Origin of the sequence: Coleofasciculus chthonoplastes PCC 7420 (assembly GCF_000155555.1) — a bacterium.
Classification (GTDB): Bacteria; Cyanobacteriota; Cyanobacteriia; order Cyanobacteriales; family Coleofasciculaceae; genus Coleofasciculus; species Coleofasciculus chthonoplastes_A.
The window spans coordinates 55,919-72,204 of sequence record NZ_DS989870.1 but is presented as its reverse complement, the minus strand read 5'-3'; the positions used below and the strand labels follow the sequence as shown (position 1 = coordinate 72,204).

The window sequence follows — 16,286 nt, the reverse complement described above, 5'->3', positions numbered from 1 at the left end:
ACCCCTACTACCAAACGGTTATAATTTGAGGTATTTACCAGGGAAAATTGACGCGATAATTGGCAATGGTATTAGGAGAGGGATAAACCCGCATTTCTCACAAGAAGCGCGAGCGCAAATCACAAAAACCTTGCCAGACAAGGATTTAAGCCCATTTATTCCCCACAGCCGCACACAACAGTGTGTTGCACCTTCAAGCCTCTGAATAATCATGCTCCTCAACCTAACCAATTACGCTATGACCCTGCCTTAGCAATAGCTCTAGAAAAGCTCAATTTAGATGACTCATCATCAGCCATTTTAGCCGGGAAGAGTACCTTAAATCGACTTGAATATTGTCCGGAAACAATCCTTCAACAACAAGAGTCCCGCTATCATCGCATTGAAGCTAACCCGGAAGAAATCAAGAAAGCCTTCGTAGACATCTTTTTAGAGTCTTATCAAACCCCTCCTCAACAAATCATTTTAGACATGGATGTGACTGATGACCAAGTGCATGGACATCAAGAGGGAGCCTTTTTTAATACTTATTATAAAGGAGTTTGCTATGCACCTTTATATATCTTCTGTGGACATCATTTATTAGTGGCTTTCATTACGTCCTTCTAATGTAGATCCAGCCGAAGGAGCATTAGAAGAATTGCAGAGAATCATTGGCTTAATTCGAGAAAAATGGCATAATACGCAGATAATAGTGCGAGGCGATAGTGCTTATGCTCGTGAAGAGCTTATGAACTTTTGTGAAGAGAAAGAAGGGGTAAATCATGTGATAGCAATGGCAACAAATAGCCAATTTAAGTTACGAGCAACGAATTTTATTGAAAAAGCAAAAAAAGAATACGAAGAGAAGTTATTGCCAGTCACTGAATTGATGGATAGTCTTTTCTCTAAGGATGAAGACTTAGAAGAGGTGAGAAAGTTAGTTCCCAACGCAACTTGGTTTCGCTCTATCTATTATCAAACTGAAAAGTCATGGAGTCGTCAAAGAAGAGTGGTAACAAAAGTGGTTTATGGGAGTGAAGGGTTAGAGCTTCGTCACGTCGTCACATCTTTACCTCCTTCTCAAATTACGCCTTCTCAACTTTATACTAAACAATATTGTCCGAGAGGAGAAATGGAAAATCGGATTAAAGAACAGCAATTAGACTTATTTGCTGACCGAACTTCTACCCAAACCTTTCAAAGTAATCAACTTCGACTCTGGCTATCTTCAATGGCGTATGTTTTAATGCAAGCATTTCGTTATCACGGCTTGAAGAAAACTTCTTTGTCCAAAGCAACTGTCGGAACAATTCGCCTCAATTTCCTTAAATTAGGAGCGAGAATTACGGTTAGTGTGAGAAGAATTGTTATTGCCATATCCAGTTCTTGTCCTTATCAAGAGATTTTAGCTATTGCTCATTCCAGAATTCAAGCTATTCCCAATACTTCTTAAGTTTTCGGCTTCCATAACAACTAAATGATTTTTGAGGTGACTGAATTTTATTTCAGTCGGCTTTGTCGTGTAAACTTGGCGTGATTAACTAAGTTTGAGTGAAAAAAACAGGTGATAATTGACAATTTCAGGATAATTTTGTTTGATGAATTGGAATTTTTATATTCTTCTTTAAAAATCTCAACTTTTAAGCGGCAAATTGACTTATAGTATTAGTTTGTGAGAAATGCGGGTATGGCGATTACTCCCTTGGTTTCTGATTTTACTGCCGTTGGCGTGGCTGATTTCGCGTTGGCTCGATTTGATGGCATTGGGGGAAGACTTACCCCGTACCCTCGGATTATCCTTGGAAAAAGCTCGCCTCATGTCCGTTGCGATCGCGGTGGGTTTAGCGGCGACAGCCGTTGCTACGGTGGGTACAATTAGTTTTGTTGGCTTACTCGCCCCCCACGCCGCCCGTCTCTTGGTTGGTTCTCGTCATCGCCAACTGCTCCCCATTGCCGCAATTTTGGGAGCGATTTTGGTTACCCTGGCGGATAGTCTGGGTCGAATTATTCTTGCTCCCAGAGAAATGCCTTCGGGACTGGTCACAGCACTAATTGGCGCTCCCTATTTTCTGTGGCTACTTTATCGAAATCAAAAGTAAAATTTTAGGGAAGAGAGAAAAATTTTGAGAATCCCAGGACTATGCCTCTGGTAACTGCATAGGTTCCCAGACTTCAGAGATATAAAGGGTTATGCTCCTTCCTACATAACCCCCTCAGGCAATATCTGAGGGTTTTTTTTGACTTTTCACCTTTTTTTCACAATTGTTCGATAGATTTAATCATAGTTGTTACCCTGATGTGGAAGTGATTACCCACCCCCTGCTGAAACGGCGGGGGTCTTTTTTTGTCTATTTTTTGTCCATGTTGGTCGGTGCGCCGATCATCAGCTTCATATCTTGATTTACACTCTAAAAGGGGAAAAACCAATGACAAAGGACAATTCATGAGTTCAACACTTCAGCGTCAAATTCAGCAGTTTTACGACGCCTCCTCTGGACTGTGGGAACAGGTTTGGGGCGAACACATGCATCATGGTTATTATGGTCCGCTGGGTCGTGAGAAAAAAGGTCGGCGTCAGGCGCAAATTGATTTAATTGACGAACTGCTGAATTGGGGTAATGTGCAGCATGCCGAGAATATCTTAGATGTGGGGTGTGGGATTGGCGGGAGTTCTCTGGACTTAGCCCAACGGTTTGGGGCGCAGGTACAAGGGATTACGCTGAGTCCCGTCCAAGCGGCGAGAGGAACAGAACGGGCAAAGGAGACAGGGTTAGAGGCTGAGGTGGAGTTTCAGGTGGCTGACGCCTTGGATATGCCGTTTGCGGATAACTGTTTTGATTTTATCTGGTCGTTAGAAAGTGGGGAACATTTACCCGATAAGCAGAAATTTCTGGCAGAATGCTACCGGGTTCTGAAACCGGGTGGGACATTTCTGATGGCGACGTGGTGTCATCGTCCGATTACGCCAGCCACGGGAGAGTTGACGGTGGATGAAAAGCAGCATTTAGAGCAAATTTACCAGGTTTACTGTTTACCTTATGTGATTTCATTGCCAGAGTACGCCGCAATTGCCCGTGAGTTATCTTTTGCGGATATTCGCACTGATGATTGGTCAGATGCAGTCGCACCGTTTTGGGATATTGTCATTGATTCAGCCTTTGAACCCCAAGCATTAATCGGTTTACTCAAAAGTGGTTGGGGTACAGTGCAAGCGGCGCTATCGTTGGGGTTAATGAGTCGGGGGTATCGGCGGGGTTTGATTCGGTTTGGGGTACTCTCTGCTCAGAAACCGTCATCTATAACGTTGTAAAATTATATTGTTTAAGAAGTTTGTAGTCAGGGCTTTAGCCCTATACAAAGTGACCTGTCCCGGTGGCGAGGAAGTGCGGAATGTGGGTTCAACTATGATGGTGATACGCCCCAATTTCGGGTTGAAAGGGAGCGATTTCTGGCTTCACATCTACGCCTAACTGATTCAGCATCGCCTGTAAAACGGAGTCAGGTGACAAGCGTAAATAGTGGGGAGTGACTTCCAAGGGGACGTGGCGATTACCAAGGTGATAGGCGGCTCGCAGTAAACTCAGGGGATGGGGAGACGTAACGGTTAAAACAGGTTCGGGTTTCGCCGCAATCTGCACCACTATCTCACCTGTCTCAGATTGGAGTAAATCCCCATCGTTGAGAATCGTCCCTCTCGGTAAACGCAGATACAAACCCTGACCCTCTGGGGTTTCAAAGCGGTAGCGTGTCCGGGTGCGTTCCTCGGCGGTGAGGGAAAGTGTAAAATTAGCGGAGAGTTCTGTGGCTGAGTTCAAGCGTTGCGTCAACGTCAGCATAAATTGCCCAATCTGTCAAGCTAAAGTGCCAGCTAAAGTGACCGTTTCAGGCGAATCAGTTGATTCTGAATTTGCCGTTGTAAATCGGGGTCTAATTGAGCTGTATTCGTAATGGCGTTAAATTGAGCCATGTTGAACCCCTGACTTTCGCCAATTTCTTTGGCTTTATTGCAATAGTTGACGGCAATTCCTTGGACATCAGAGGGGAGTTCTTTGAGGGAATCGGGTTGGGTGCAGGTAATATTAGGAATCTGGTCTTGATTTATCTGTTGCTGAATTTCGCTGAAGGCAGTTTGACGGCTATTTTCGATCGCCAGAAGTGCCTTGGCGTAATTCCTGATTTCCTCTTCGGTGATAGTTTCGGGTGGTAACGGGGAAATAGTGGGACTTGCCTCTGGAGTGGAGTTAGAGGCACATCCAGAGAGAATGAGGGCGAGTGCGGTTACACAACTCGTCCAGGAAATCCTATAGGTTCGCGATCGCGCCTGTATGGGCATGGAATCCGATTCAAGTAGCAACGGCAAAGTGTAGCTCTATTTTGACAGGTTTTGACCGTTTGGAACTCAGGAACTTAGTAAAACTCAGGGTTCTTGCTTATATCTAGAGTTCCTTACCGAGCGTTATGATACCACAAGAGGGGCTTATCGTTGGCTGGATTCTTGCTGTCTTTGTAATGCATCTTGAATCCGCTGTCGTAAATTACCATCTTTTTCCGCCAGACGTGTAATTTGATTGAATCGGGAGGGGGTTAAATAATTATTGACCAGCGCTAACGCTTGGTTACAATAAGTATTGGCAATTTTTCGCGCCTCCTGAGACGGCAGTTGATTGATGGTTTCTGAGCGATGACACTGGATATCAGGAATGTTGCCATTTACGATTTTTTTAATTTCGTTATAGGCAACTTGGCGCAAGGGTTCCATGGCTAAAACTGCTCTAGCATAGTTGGTAACCTCCGCCTCGGTAACAGCTTGTTGAGCATAGACAGCACGGCTGAAGTCCAAACTTAGGGACTGTCGCGAAAGTTCGGGAATGAACCCAGACAGTAAACCTAAGCTGGTTAGTGCAGCTACAATAAGTGGACGAGAGAAACGAGGCACATGAGGGTGATTACAGTAGGACGTGATCATGACGATCGCAAATAATTAAACAGTACACAACAAAACCCAGAGTGGGCTTGTTTTTCCTGAACTATTTTAGGGGATAGAAGTTCCGCTGTCGGGTGTCGGGTGTCGGGTGTTGGGTGTGGGGAAGCTGGGGAAGCTGGGGAAGCTGGGGAAGCTGGGGAAGCTGGGGAAGCTGGGAGACAAAATTTCTATTGCCTATTGCCTATTGCCTATTGCCTGACATAAGACGAATTAATGACAAATTTGACACAATTTTATCACTTGAGTTTGCAGAGTGGAGAGTCCATCAGCACCTCGTTTTAGGCTAACCTCTAACTCTAATAAAACTCGTAACGTTGCCATTAATTGATCCAGGCTGAGGTGTTGTACATCTTTCTTCAGGAAGTAAATACGCTTAGGGTTACCAACTTCTGCGGCGTTAGCAATAACTTTTATATCCTTTTCTCCCTCACTCATCATTAGCTTCACCCATAACCATGTGCGAAATTGTCCCACAAGGGTGGCGACAATTCGTAATGGGTGTTCGTTGTTGTTGATTAAGTCAGCAATCAATCCTAATGCTTTATGAGTATCGCCTTTGAGGATACTCCCGGCTAATTGTAGGCTATTGTGAGTTGTGGTGGTGACTAACGCAGAAACAGCGCGTTCATCTAAGCTAGTTGTCTCATCGCCTGCGTAAAGGCGTAATTTGTCGAGTTCGTTGGTAAGTTGACGGGTATTGTTCCCCACTGCATCAGCCAGGAGTTCAGCCGCTAGGGGAGTGAGTTTAACACCAGTGGTTTGGGCGTAGGATTTAACCTGTTGGACTAATTCCTCGGTTTTCCAGGGGGGAATTAGCGGAAATTCTCGGATTTTGGCGTGTTTTTGCAGCAGTTTGGTGGATTTGAGCCGTCCATCGGGGCGATTATGACTGGTGAAGAGTAATATAGATTCTGGTGGAATGGCGGGGAGAGTGCGTCCAAGTTCAGCCAGAACATTTTCGGAACAGGTTTGGCAAACGTTGGTATCAACGAGCCAGACGAATCGCCCTCCCATCCCAAATGGGGGAGTCATCGCTTGATTGAGTCCCTGAATGACGGCATCGGGTTGGTCTGGGGGAATTCTATCATAGTTAAAACTCAGCCAGTTGGGGTCGAGGACAGACTGGCGTAGTTCGTTGATGGCTTGGGTAAGGGCGAAGTCATTGTCTCCCCAATAAAGATAAATTGGCATAAGGACGTTTAGCGCATTCGGAGGAAATGAAACGTGGATGATACCTATCCAACTTATATTAATCGGGTGGTGAGGATGACTGTACTCGATAGTTATCACTCTCAGTTACCCAATATCCAGGAGTCACCGAAGTTTGAGCATCTGGCTGATGGCACAACCAAGGCGGTTAATTTTCCAGGATACACGGTGATGACGCCACCCTGGGAGGATGAGTCGGAGAATCAGGCGTTTTACGGGAGTTTGCAAGAGTTACAAACAATATTAGAAGGGGAATTTAAGTCGAGTTTAATGATATCGCTTCCGCCTGAGAGTTTTCACTTAACGCTGGCGGATTTAATTTGGGAGAATAATTATCGGGATGCGGTGCAGAATAATCCAGAGTTTGATCCGCAACTTCAGGGACGCATTCGAGAGAGTTTTGGACAATATCAGGAGTTGTATAGGAGTTCTTATCCTATATATTGGCAGTTTTTCGGCGTGATTGTTATGCCGCGTGCGATTGGGGTTTGTTTGGTGCCAAAAGATGAGGAGTCTTATCAACGAGTGGTTGAGTTCCGGCGTTGTATTTATCAAAATCCGGGGTTAATTGGTTTGGGGGTTGAGCAGCAGTACCATTTTACGGCACATATTACGTTAGGATACTTCGGGGAAATTCCAGCACAGCTTGAGCGCGATCGCATTAGTAGTATGTTATCGGATTTGAATCAGCAATGGTTAGCGAAGGAGGATAATTTATTTTTGGTTAAGCGGGCTGAGTTGCGGAAGTTTGATAATATGACTCATTTCTATCGCAAATCGGATTTTCCGGTTGTTGAGTTTTGATCTGAGTTAGTGTGGGGTGGGGGGAATGTTTACGTTGATTAGTTTAAAACGCGCCCTTTGTTAGGTTGTTGAAGATGGAATTTGTGTATTTGCGGTGTGAATGGTTTTGTCTCAGGATTGAATCGTTTTTAACGCAGAGGTTCGCAGAGGTAAGCGCAGAGGGACGCAGAGGGTTTGACGTTAGTTGTGAGTAGGAGATGGTAGGATGTTTCTGGCTAAGTTTCGATTGTATAATTATAAGTCGTTTCGCGATTCGGGTTGGTTGGAGTTTGCGCCCGGTATCAATATTATTGTCGGACAGAATAATTCTGGCAAGACGGCGCTGTTGGAGGCGCTGACGCTGAATTTTAAGAATGTGCCGCATCGGAGTTTGAGAATGTTACCTAATTCAGATTCACGATTAGATGATGAATCGAGGGTAGAAGTTATAGTAACTTTATCCAAGGCGGAATTTATTGATTTCATAAATAAATTACCTGATCATTCCTTTGGGATATTGCCGCACAATCATCAAAAATTACAAGAATTCGTTGGTTTTTTTTATGAATGGCTATACAGTTCTAAAGATATTAATATTCAAGCTAATCAAGCCGGAGATTCATATATTGAAGATAATGATATACAAATCACTGATATCAATACTTCTATAAAACTTTACCATGTTACAAATAACAATCGGGATAGCCTATTGCTAACAAGTCATCAAACAAAAATAATTTATTTTGAGTTACTAGAGGATAATAAATTAAATATTGGCAATGAAATAACTGTTGAGGGAGATAAAAAATACATTTGGATTACGGTATTTAATAAGTTTAAATACCGTATATATCGTTTTTATGCTGAACGTCCCACTCGGTCAGTATGTGCTTCTGGAAGTAGCCGATATCTTCAATCTGACGCATCTAATCTTCCTGAAGTTATCAATAAATTAGAGGAGAGAGGAAATCGAAAAGTATTTGATAAGTTGAATGAGTATGCATCAAAGATTTTTCCAGAAATACAAGAATTTTCTGTTCGTAATATAAAGCGCAAAGAAAAACCATCGCTGTTCTCTTCTTCAATAGAAATTTTAGTATGGTCGAAAGATGCTGCTGAAAATGATAGAGAAGATTTAGCGATTCCTCTTTCAGCTTGTGGGACTGGAATTGGTCAGGTATTAGCAATTCTATACGTAGTTATTACCTCCCAACAACCTCGAACTATTATAATTGATGAACCCCAATCCTTCCTGCATCCGGGTGCAGCGAAGAAACTAATCGAGATTCTGAAAGAGTTTCCGCAGCATCAATATTTTATCGCCACTCACTCACCGATGATTATAGCGGCGGCGAATCCTTCTACTATTGTGAAGCTGCGGTATGAGGAGGGGGAAAGCAAAGCCGAGGTGATGAATTTAGACGATATTAAGGAACAGCGTTCTCTATTAACTGACTTAGGCGTTAGATTATCCGATATTTTCGGGATGGATAATATTCTCTGGGTGGAAGGAGAAACGGAGGAAAACTGTTTTCCGATGATTCTAGAGAAATTAGCGACAACATCTTCTTTAAGAGAACTACAAATCCTCAGAGTTAGGAAGGTTGGAGATTTTCAGCATAAATCCACTAAAGCGACTGACAATATATTTTACATCTACGATCACCTGAGTAGTCGGATCAGTTTATTCCCGGATCAGATGCGGTTTTTATTTGATCGAGAGAATAAGTCAAATGCGGAAATTGCCAAGCTGGAAAGGGAACGTCCTAATTTGTTTTTTCTCCCTCGCTGTATGTATGAAAATTATCTGCTAAATCCACGAGCAATCACCAGCATTATCAATGATGAGTATGAAGGATGTAAAAATCTTACACCTGAAGAAGTTGAGGCGGCTAAAGTCTCTGAAGCGGATGTTGAACAAAAAATTGCTGATAATAAATCTAAGAAGCGTTACTTTGACTCTAAAGAGTTTCAGGACGAAAAGCTAAAGAATTCAGACTGGGTTGACCAGACTATTAATGCAGCTAAGCTGCTCAAGGATTTGTTTTCGGAGTTGTCGGAAAATCGAATAGAATTTCGCAAAACTCGACATTCGCTTAAGCTTACTGAATGGTTACTTGAACATGAACCTGAACAAATGATTGAACTGGCGGAGTTTTTGCAGAAAGTGATTGAAGGGAATAGGGTTCAGGATTAAATTTTAGTTGAGTTTGTAGTTTGATCAATGTAATGGTGCGTTACGCTACGCTAACACACCCTACGGATTAAGGCTTTTAATTAAAAATTTAGTTCGCGATTCATTTAGAGAAAATAACGATAGGTAATTTTTATGAACCCGCTAAATCATCCAATTCTAGAGCAAAGTTTCGCTATCATTGACCAAGAGATTGGTGAACATAGGTTCACGCCGGATGAATATGCTATTGTCCGGCGGGTGATTCATAGTACTGCTGATTTTGAATTTGCTAAACTGATTTATTTTAGCCCAGAGGTAATTACATTAGGAATTACAGCTATTCAGAATAAAGTCCCGATTATTACTGATGTGGGTATGGTTAAACAGGGAATTACGGGAATGGTGAGTAAGACGTTTGGGAATCTGGTAATGGCGGCGGTTGAACAAGCATCGGTGGCGCTTCCTGGTAAGACGCGCACGGAAACGGGTTTATTAAGTTGTTATCGTCAGTTTCCGGAAGCTATTTATGTGTTTGGTAATGCGCCGACTGCACTCTTAGCATTATGTGCTGAGTTACAACAAGCTTCAGTAAAACCAGCTTTGGTTATTGGCGCACCTGTGGGGTTTATTTCTGTCGTAGAAGCAAAAGAAGCTTTAGCAAAAATCCCAATTCCACAAATAAGGATTAATGGGCGCAAAGGGGGTTCTCCTGTCGCGGCGGCGATTCTTAATGCTTTAATGATCTTAGCCTGGGAAAATTCGTGAACTTAACTCATAAGTGTTTGTAGTCAGCGCTTTAGCGCTTCTGGCACTAAAGTGCCTACTACGAACACCATAAAATATTAATAATAAATGACAAATGACAAATGACAAATGACATTCATGTAGTCGGAATTGGTTTAGAGGGTGCGGCGGGACTGACAGAATCCGTGCGACAATTAGTAGAACGAGCGACGCTATTAGTGGGGAGCGATCGCGTCTTGGGTTACTTCCCTGAACATCCCGCACACCGCTTGGTTTTGGGGGATTTGACGCAGGTAATCCGGGAGATTCGTCGCCAGTTGGCTAAGAATGAGCCAAATTGCTGTATCATCGTGTTAGTGAGTGGCGATCCTTTGTTTTTTGGCTTGGGACGTTTGTTATTAGCTGAATTGCCACCTGAACATCTCACGTTTCATCCCCATGTCAGTGCGGTACAATTAGCATTTAGTCGGGTGAAAGTCCCTTGGCAAGATGCGGTAACGATTAGCAGTCACGGGCGTTCTTTAGAACGGTTAACCCAAGCGCTACAACAGGGAACCGACAAAATTGCCGTGCTGACGGATAAAATAAATACGCCGAGTGCGATCGCAAATCTATTACTTGATCTGGATTTACCCTGTGAGTACCAGTTTTGGCTGTGTGAAAACCTGGGTGGAACCGATGAACGGGTGCGATGTTTGCCTGTGGATGCGGTACACTTAGAAGCGATCGCGCCGCTGAATGTGGTGATTCTCCTGCGTCAGTCTGAACCGAGTGATACTCCCCTAGATGTCGCCACATTACCTATTTTAGGGCTATCGGATCACAGTTTTGCCAGTTTTCGCGATCGCCCCGGTTTAATGACTAAGCGAGAAATCCGTACTCTGATTTTAGCGGAACTATCCCTACAACCGGAACAAATTATCTGGGATATTGGTGCAGGAACGGGTTCCGTCTCCATTGAAATTGCCCGATTATCGCCTACGTCTCACGTCTATGCGATCGAAAAAACGGCAATGGGAACGGCTTTAATTGAACAAAATTGCCGCCGTTTACAGGTTACGAATGTCACCTCTATTTATGGTACAGCACCGGATATATTATCTCAACTGCCCACCCCCCAGCGGGTGTTTATTGGCGGAAGTGGCGGGAATTTATTGGCGATTTTAGAACGAACCCAGGCACAATTAGGAGATAATGGCATAGTAGTGTTAGCCTTAGCCACCTTAGAACACCTGAATCAAGCAGTCAACTGGTTTAGCGATCGCGGTTGGACGTATCGATTATTACAGGTTCAGCTTTCCCGTTCCATTCCCGTCGCCCAACTCACTCGTTTTACCCCCCTAAATCCGGTGACGATTATTCAAGCTATGCGATCGGATACAATAAATAATTTGTAGGGGAGTGTTTCGCCATTGTAGGGGCGGGTTTAGCCACATCCGTGTCAACTTAAGCTCAACCCCTCACCCCCAGCCCCTCTCCCAACCCCCCTCGTTCCCCCCTACAAGAGGGGGGATGACTAAGGATGCTTCGCTTTTATGGCAGGGGAGAGGGGAGCAAGAGAATCCGATTCCCCTTCTCCCCACGGACCGGAGTTGGGGTTAGGGGATGAGGGGGAAATGTCGAGAAGTAGATAGACACAGCTTAAAACCTTACCAGCATGGATTTTCTACCTTAAGTTGACACGGATGGTTTAGCCACTCAAACTACTTGGCATCAAAAACTGAACAACAAAACCCGCCCTAGCTGGTTACCAACTGGTTCCCAAAAACTAAACCACAAAACCCGCCCTGATTCATCAGTCGTCGATTATGTAGAGACGCAGCAGGCTACGTCTATCATCAGTGACATGAAGCAAGTTACAGTTTATCTCAACCACGGAAAACACTGTACCGGAAGCTCCGATAACGGCAGAACCACCACCGAGAACCATATCTTGTATCCCGGTGATATGTGTATTGTTGATCCCGCCAATTCCAAAAAACACAAATACAGAGGTAGAATTGGCAGACTGGATGGAACCCAACGCAAAGGAATTCCTCGACTTTGTTTCACCGACAAAAAAGGCGGGTATGGTTATATTAATCCTGTTGATCTTTCCCCTCTCCCCGCCAATTTACCTGCTATAACCAGCATCAAATCATCGTCCCAAAAACCCCATCCCACCTTTCCGGTAGACTTACCGCCAAAAGTTCCTGGCGATAAAGATAGCCTACAACGTGCCATCTGTCTTCTGGGAAATCGCACTAAATCCGAACTGAAACAGAAACACCAAACCGAATTAAGAGAGCTAATTGGCACCTATCCCAACGCCCAGAGAGCCGCCGATTGGAAGAAAGGATTAAAGCAAGTGGTTAAACAGTCGGATTGAGGGAGATGAGGGAGATATGCCATGACACGTCTGTGTGTAGGGGCGGGTTTAGGGAATAATATTGATGGCTATCCCTAGCTTAGCTGCAAAACCAGCCCCTACCAAATGACAAATGACGAATGACGAATGACAAATGACCCAAAAATTTCGCCAACTCCTCCAACAACCCGAAACCCTAATTCTTCCCGGCGTCTATGATTGCATCAGCGCCAAACTCGCCGAAAGAATTGGCTTTGAAGCTATCTTTACCAGTGGCTTTGGCATTTCCGGTTCCACTCTCGGTAAACCCGATTACGGTTTTCTCACCGCTACCGAAATGCTGAATAGCGCCGGAAAAATTGCTGAATCCGTCACCATTCCCCTTATCGCTGATATTGATACCGGGTACGGAAATCCCCTCAATGTCATTCGTACCGTCACCGATATCGTTAGACTCGGTATTGCCGGAATTATCTTAGAAGATCAAGAGTTGCCCAAGAAATGCGGTCATTTTGCCGGAAAACGAGTAATTCCCGCCGCCGATCATATCCAGAAAATCCGCGCCGCTGTTCACGCCCGTGGTAAAAGTGAATTAGTGATTATTGCCCGTACTGACGCCCGTGCGCCCTTGGGACTCGACGAAGCGATTAATCGCGGACGTGCCTATTATGAAGCTGGGGCAGATATCATCTTTATAGAAGCCCCCCAGTCTCTTGAAGATTTACAGGCGATCGCATCAGCACTTCCTAATGTGCCTCTGTTTGCCAATATGATAGAAGGGGGCAAAACTCCGGTGCTGTCGGGTCAACAACTACAGGCGTTAGGCTTCAAAATCGTCGTCTATCCCCTCTCTGGCTTATTTGCCGCGACTAAAGCCATGATGGACTGTTTGAGTCATTTGCGCCAACAAGCGACTACCGCAGGCTTTTCCAATCTCGTCTCCTTCCCAGAATTTGAGCAGCTTATTGACGTACCGCACTATCGCCAACTCGAACAGCAGTTCACTGTATCAGACGCATCACCACCGGGGGAAACGGGATGAGATGATGGGGTGATGAAGTGATGGGGAAGTTAATTGAACATTATTGCACTTGGTCAGGCGAGAGGCAATACTGCTCGGATAAGCTTTCTCCCTCAGCTTCCCCAGCTTCCAGACGTGCCATGGCACGTCTCTACATTGCTCCCCCAGCTCCCCCGGCTTCCCTGATTGATCCGGTTGACCAATAGAAGAATGTCAGTATACATGGGTAGAAAGGGACGCCATCTTCAAAACTTAACCGGAATCCCCTGAAATCCCCTGTAGACGGCAACTACACCTAACCATTACGGTTCTGCCCACTGATAGAGTCCATCATACAGAGGTAAAGTGTTAGTAGAAAGTACATAAAAATTTACAAATAAGGGTAAATCGTTTACCCCTTCAGCCAATCATATACCGCTCGGCAAAGGAAACCAACCATGTTTGAACATTTTACAGACAGAGCTATCAAATCCATTATGCTCGCTCAAGAGGAAGCCCGTCGCCTGGGACATAACCTCGTGGGAACAGAGCAAATTCTCTTGGGATTGCTGCGAGAAGGAACCAGTGTCGCGGCGATTGTCCTGAAAGAGATGGATGTCACCCTGGAATCAACCCGGAAAGTCGTCGAGAAAATCATTGGTCGCGGATCTGGGTTTGTTCCGGCTGAAATTCCCTTCACACCTAAAGCTAAACGCCTGTTTGAGCAATCCTTCAAAGAAGCTCGACAACTGGGACATAATTATATCGGTCCAGAACATTTGTTACTTGCCATCCTCCAAGACACCGACAGCGTTGCGGGTAAAGTGTTACAAAGTTTAGGCGTCAATCCATCCACCGCCCGCACTAAGCTGATTCAAGCCATCGGTGAAGTGGCTGCTGCTGCAACCGCTAGAGGACCGGGTACGTCAATGATGGGTCGCACATCAAAGTCCGCCACCTTGGAAGAATTTGGCAGGAATCTGACCCAGTTAGCCTCAGAAGGTAAGTTAGACCCTGTGGTGGGTCGTGTCAAGGAAATCGAACGGATTATCCAGATTTTAGGACGCCGAACCAAGAATAATCCCGTATTATTGGGAGAACCTGGCGTGGGTAAAACCGCGATCGCAGAAGGATTGGCGCAACGGATTTCCGATAGTCAGGTGCCAGAACTGTTGGAAAATAAGCAGGTAATCAGCCTGGATATTGGATCACTGATTTCCGGTACTCGCTTCCGGGGTGACTTCGAGGAACGCATCAAGAATATAATGGCGGAAGTGCGTGAAGCCGGAAATATTATCCTGGTGATTGACGAAATCCATACCTTAGTCGGTGCTGGGGCGCTAGAAGGTGGATTAGATGCAGCAAATATCCTCAAACCCGCTTTAGCACGAGGCGAACTCCAGTGTGTCGGGGCGACAACGTTGGATGAATACCGCAAGCATATTGAGCGAGACGCTGCCCTAGAACGCCGTTTCCAACCGATTATGGTGGGTGAACCCTCGGTTGAGGAAACCATTGAAATTTTGCAGGGGTTGCGGGATGCTTATGAGCAACATCACCGAGTAGAAATCTCTGATCATGCGTTAGATGCAGCGGCGAAACTGTCCGATCGTTATATTAGCGATCGCTTCTTACCGGACAAAGCCATTGACTTGATTGACGAAGCCGGAAGCCGTGTGCATCTGATTCATTGTCAGCCGTCTCCCGCGACACGAGACATCAAGCGTCAAATGCGTCAGGTGACCAAAGAAAAAGAAGAAGCTGTTCGTCTCCAAGACTTTGAGAAAGCCGCCCAATTGCGCGATCGCGAACAGGAACTGGAAACGCAGCTACAAGCGATTCTGCAAGCGGAAACCGATGAAGATACCCCCGTACAGACACCGCTGGTGAATGAGGAAGATATTGCCCACATTGTCTCCTCCTGGACAGGTGTACCCGTCAACAAGCTGACCGAATCTGAATCAGCCCTGCTGCTACATATAGAAGATACCTTGCACCAACGCTTAATTGGTCAAGAAGAAGCCGTTACAGCCGTCTCCAAAGCGATTCGACGGGCGCGGGTGGGGTTAAAAGACCCGAATCGACCCATCGCTAGCTTTATCTTCTCTGGACCGACGGGAGTGGGTAAGACGGAACTGGCGAAAGCGTTGGCGGCTTACTTCTTCGGGTCAGAAGAGGCGATGATTCGCTTGGATATGTCCGAATACATGGACCCGCACACCGTCTCTAAGCTAATCGGTTCGCCTCCCGGATTTGTCGGCTATGACGAAGGCGGTCAACTCACAGAAGCCGTCCGGCGTCAACCCTACACGGTACTCCTGTTTGACGAAATCGAGAAAGCACACCCCGATGTCTTCAATAGTCTCTTACAACTGTTGGATGATGGTCGGTTGACAGATGCCAAGGGTCGTACCGTAGACTTCAAGAACACCCTGATTATCATGACCTCGAACATCGGTTCGCGGGTGATTGAAAAAGGTGGCGGTGGTTTCGGATTTGAAGACTCAGATAATCTGGCTGAGTCTCAATACAACCGGATTCGTAGCCGTGTGAATGATGAACTCAAGGATTATTTCCGTCCAGAATTCCTCAATCGCCTTGACGATATTATCGTCTTCCGTCAGTTAAACCGAGATGAGATTAAGCAAATTGCTGATCTCCTCCTGGTAGAAGTTTCAACTCGCTTAGTTGAACAGGGAATTACCCTAGAAGTGACCGAACGGTTCAAAGATCGTTTAGTCGAAGAAGGGTATGATCCCAGTTATGGGGCGCGACCTTTACGTCGGACGATTATGCGGCTATTAGAAGATAGTTTAGCTGAAGCCATGTTAGCGAGTGAGATTCTGGAGGGAGAAACCGCTGTGGTTGATGTAGATGAGAATGGTGAGGTGAAGGTTTTACCGGGTGAATCGCCAGCGCGATTGTTGCAACCTGTTGGTTAAAATTTAGCAACCTCTTCCAGACGTAGCATGTAACTTGTTCTAGACGTAACATGCTACGTCTTTTTTTGTGAGAATTCAGATTAATTAGGGCGGGTTTTGTTTTGCATTTATTGGTGAGG

15 protein-coding genes and 1 pseudogene are annotated in these 16,286 nt (G+C 45.2%); 12 read left to right on the top strand and 4 right to left on the bottom strand.

What is annotated here, in order from left to right; translation table 11 throughout:
• Nucleotides 1-231: 231 nt before the first annotated feature.
• The 3 genes and pseudogenes from MC7420_RS37475 to MC7420_RS30075 all read left to right on the top strand — a co-directional run.
• Nucleotides 232-1,435, top strand: a pseudogene (locus tag MC7420_RS37475) (IS1380 family transposase); the annotation flags it as partial.
• 226 nt (nucleotides 1,436-1,661) lie between these two features.
• On the top strand, nucleotides 1,662-2,081 hold the full coding sequence (locus tag MC7420_RS30080) for a FecCD family ABC transporter permease (RefSeq protein ID WP_006105473.1): 420 nt from the start codon (nucleotides 1,662-1,664) through the stop codon (nucleotides 2,079-2,081).
• A 344-nt stretch (nucleotides 2,082-2,425) separates the two neighbouring features.
• The gene (locus MC7420_RS30075) at nucleotides 2,426-3,292 is read left to right on the top strand and encodes a methyltransferase domain-containing protein (RefSeq protein WP_006105427.1); all 867 of its coding nucleotides are present in this window, start codon (nucleotides 2,426-2,428) and stop codon (nucleotides 3,290-3,292) included.
• An 88-nt stretch (nucleotides 3,293-3,380) separates the two neighbouring features.
• Here MC7420_RS30075 and ureE read toward each other — a convergent pair whose 3' ends face one another.
• From ureE to MC7420_RS30060, 3 genes are all read right to left on the bottom strand, one after another.
• Nucleotides 3,381-3,818, bottom strand: coding sequence for an urease accessory protein UreE (gene ureE / locus MC7420_RS30070; RefSeq protein ID WP_006105475.1), 438 nt, complete (start codon nucleotides 3,816-3,818; stop codon nucleotides 3,381-3,383).
• Between the two features lie 32 nt (nucleotides 3,819-3,850).
• Nucleotides 3,851-4,342 carry a DUF4168 domain-containing protein gene (locus MC7420_RS30065; RefSeq protein ID WP_157453391.1) on the bottom strand — a complete coding sequence of 164 codons (492 nt, stop codon included), beginning with the start codon at nucleotides 4,340-4,342 and terminating at the stop codon, nucleotides 3,851-3,853.
• Nucleotides 4,343-4,459: 117 nt separating this feature from the next.
• Nucleotides 4,460-4,948: a DUF4168 domain-containing protein gene (locus tag MC7420_RS30060; RefSeq protein WP_044210607.1), complete on the bottom strand. Its 489-nt coding sequence runs from the start codon at nucleotides 4,946-4,948 to the stop codon at nucleotides 4,460-4,462.
• A 99-nt stretch (nucleotides 4,949-5,047) separates the two neighbouring features.
• Between MC7420_RS30060 and MC7420_RS43585 the strand changes: the two genes are divergently transcribed.
• Nucleotides 5,048-5,170 (top strand): hypothetical protein, encoded by a 123-nt coding sequence (locus MC7420_RS43585; protein WP_006105413.1) that lies wholly within the window; start codon nucleotides 5,048-5,050, stop codon nucleotides 5,168-5,170.
• 6 nt (nucleotides 5,171-5,176) lie between these two features.
• Here MC7420_RS43585 and holA read toward each other — a convergent pair whose 3' ends face one another.
• Nucleotides 5,177-6,157: a DNA polymerase III subunit delta gene (gene holA, locus MC7420_RS30055; RefSeq protein WP_006105458.1), complete on the bottom strand. Its 981-nt coding sequence runs from the start codon at nucleotides 6,155-6,157 to the stop codon at nucleotides 5,177-5,179.
• A gap of 33 nt (nucleotides 6,158-6,190) precedes the next feature.
• Between holA and MC7420_RS30050 the strand changes: the two genes are divergently transcribed.
• The 8 genes from MC7420_RS30050 (at nucleotide 6,191) to MC7420_RS30020 (ending at nucleotide 16,167) form a co-directional block, all read left to right on the top strand.
• Nucleotides 6,191-6,979 (top strand): DUF1868 domain-containing protein, encoded by a 789-nt coding sequence (locus MC7420_RS30050; protein WP_006105436.1) that lies wholly within the window; start codon nucleotides 6,191-6,193, stop codon nucleotides 6,977-6,979.
• A 205-nt stretch (nucleotides 6,980-7,184) separates the two neighbouring features.
• Nucleotides 7,185-9,155 carry an AAA family ATPase gene (locus tag MC7420_RS30045; RefSeq protein WP_006105449.1) on the top strand — a complete coding sequence of 657 codons (1,971 nt, stop codon included), beginning with the start codon at nucleotides 7,185-7,187 and terminating at the stop codon, nucleotides 9,153-9,155.
• Between the two features lie 132 nt (nucleotides 9,156-9,287).
• The gene (locus tag MC7420_RS30040; RefSeq protein WP_006105468.1) at nucleotides 9,288-9,899 is read left to right on the top strand and encodes a cobalt-precorrin-8X methylmutase; all 612 of its coding nucleotides are present in this window, start codon (nucleotides 9,288-9,290) and stop codon (nucleotides 9,897-9,899) included.
• A 101-nt stretch (nucleotides 9,900-10,000) separates the two neighbouring features.
• Entirely contained in the window at nucleotides 10,001-11,275 is a 1,275-nt protein-coding gene (locus MC7420_RS30035) for a bifunctional cobalt-precorrin-7 (C(5))-methyltransferase/cobalt-precorrin-6B (C(15))-methyltransferase (protein WP_006105370.1), read from the top strand.
• Nucleotides 11,276-11,724: 449 nt separating this feature from the next.
• Nucleotides 11,725-12,246 (top strand): hypothetical protein, encoded by a 522-nt coding sequence (locus MC7420_RS30030; protein WP_044210604.1) that lies wholly within the window; start codon nucleotides 11,725-11,727, stop codon nucleotides 12,244-12,246.
• Between the two features lie 133 nt (nucleotides 12,247-12,379).
• On the top strand, nucleotides 12,380-13,267 hold the full coding sequence (locus tag MC7420_RS30025; protein ID WP_006105432.1) for an isocitrate lyase/PEP mutase family protein: 888 nt from the start codon (nucleotides 12,380-12,382) through the stop codon (nucleotides 13,265-13,267).
• A gap of 20 nt (nucleotides 13,268-13,287) precedes the next feature.
• Nucleotides 13,288-13,452: a hypothetical protein gene (locus MC7420_RS40715; protein WP_006105383.1), complete on the top strand. Its 165-nt coding sequence runs from the start codon at nucleotides 13,288-13,290 to the stop codon at nucleotides 13,450-13,452.
• Nucleotides 13,453-13,683: 231 nt separating this feature from the next.
• The gene (locus MC7420_RS30020) at nucleotides 13,684-16,167 is read left to right on the top strand and encodes an ATP-dependent Clp protease ATP-binding subunit (protein ID WP_006105478.1); all 2,484 of its coding nucleotides are present in this window, start codon (nucleotides 13,684-13,686) and stop codon (nucleotides 16,165-16,167) included.
• Nucleotides 16,168-16,286: the final 119 nt, after the last annotated feature.

Coding starts and splice junctions, on each gene's coding strand:
- MC7420_RS30080 (WP_006105473.1), top strand. CDS start 1,662: ATGCGGGTATGGCGATTACTCCCTTGGTTTCTGATTTTACTGCCGTTG.
- MC7420_RS30075 (WP_006105427.1), top strand. CDS start 2,426: ATGAGTTCAACACTTCAGCGTCAAATTCAGCAGTTTTACGACGCCTCC.
- ureE (WP_006105475.1), bottom strand. CDS start 3,818: ATGCTGACGTTGACGCAACGCTTGAACTCAGCCACAGAACTCTCCGCT.
- MC7420_RS30060 (WP_044210607.1), bottom strand. CDS start 4,948: ATGATCACGTCCTACTGTAATCACCCTCATGTGCCTCGTTTCTCTCGT.
- holA (WP_006105458.1), bottom strand. CDS start 6,157: ATGCCAATTTATCTTTATTGGGGAGACAATGACTTCGCCCTTACCCAA.
- MC7420_RS30045 (WP_006105449.1), top strand. CDS start 7,185: ATGTTTCTGGCTAAGTTTCGATTGTATAATTATAAGTCGTTTCGCGAT.
- MC7420_RS30040 (WP_006105468.1), top strand. CDS start 9,288: ATGAACCCGCTAAATCATCCAATTCTAGAGCAAAGTTTCGCTATCATT.
- MC7420_RS30035 (WP_006105370.1), top strand. CDS start 10,001: ATGACAAATGACATTCATGTAGTCGGAATTGGTTTAGAGGGTGCGGCG.
- MC7420_RS30030 (WP_044210604.1), top strand. CDS start 11,725: ATGAAGCAAGTTACAGTTTATCTCAACCACGGAAAACACTGTACCGGA.
- MC7420_RS30025 (WP_006105432.1), top strand. CDS start 12,380: ATGACCCAAAAATTTCGCCAACTCCTCCAACAACCCGAAACCCTAATT.
- MC7420_RS40715 (WP_006105383.1), top strand. CDS start 13,288: ATGGGGAAGTTAATTGAACATTATTGCACTTGGTCAGGCGAGAGGCAA.
- MC7420_RS30020 (WP_006105478.1), top strand. CDS start 13,684: ATGTTTGAACATTTTACAGACAGAGCTATCAAATCCATTATGCTCGCT.